The organism is Oceanipulchritudo coccoides (assembly GCF_010500615.1).
Taxonomy (GTDB): Bacteria; Verrucomicrobiota; Verrucomicrobiia; order Opitutales; family Oceanipulchritudinaceae; genus Oceanipulchritudo; species Oceanipulchritudo coccoides.
This window is the reverse complement of record NZ_JAAGNX010000033.1, coordinates 1-312: the sequence shown is the minus strand read 5'-3', so window position 1 is coordinate 312 and position 312 is coordinate 1. Positions and strand designations below refer to the sequence as shown.

Sequence of the window (312 nt, the reverse complement as noted above, 5' to 3'; positions counted from 1 at the left end):
CACCATAGCTTACAAACGGAAGCGTCATACCCTTGGCCGGCAACAGCCGCACCGCGACACCCATGTTGATCATGGCCTGCACACCCAACATACAGGCAAGTCCGGTCCCCGCGAGACGGATAAACGGATCACGCTCTCGTACCAGCCGCATCAGGGAGCGCACAACCACAGTGGCGTAAAGAGCGATCACCACAAGTACAAGGATCAGCCCGTATTCCTCTGCCGCAACCGCGATAATGAAATCCGTATGCGCGTCGGGCAGCGACCACTTGACCTGTCCCTCGCCCACGCCGACACCGAAAAAACCGCCGG

General features: G+C 59.3%; 1 protein-coding gene. It reads right to left on the bottom strand.

Going from position 1 to position 312, the window contains the following annotated elements:
* Positions 1-312 (bottom strand): FtsW/RodA/SpoVE family cell cycle protein (locus tag G0Q06_RS14320; RefSeq protein ID WP_163967457.1); only part of this gene is annotated, 312 nt, incomplete at both ends.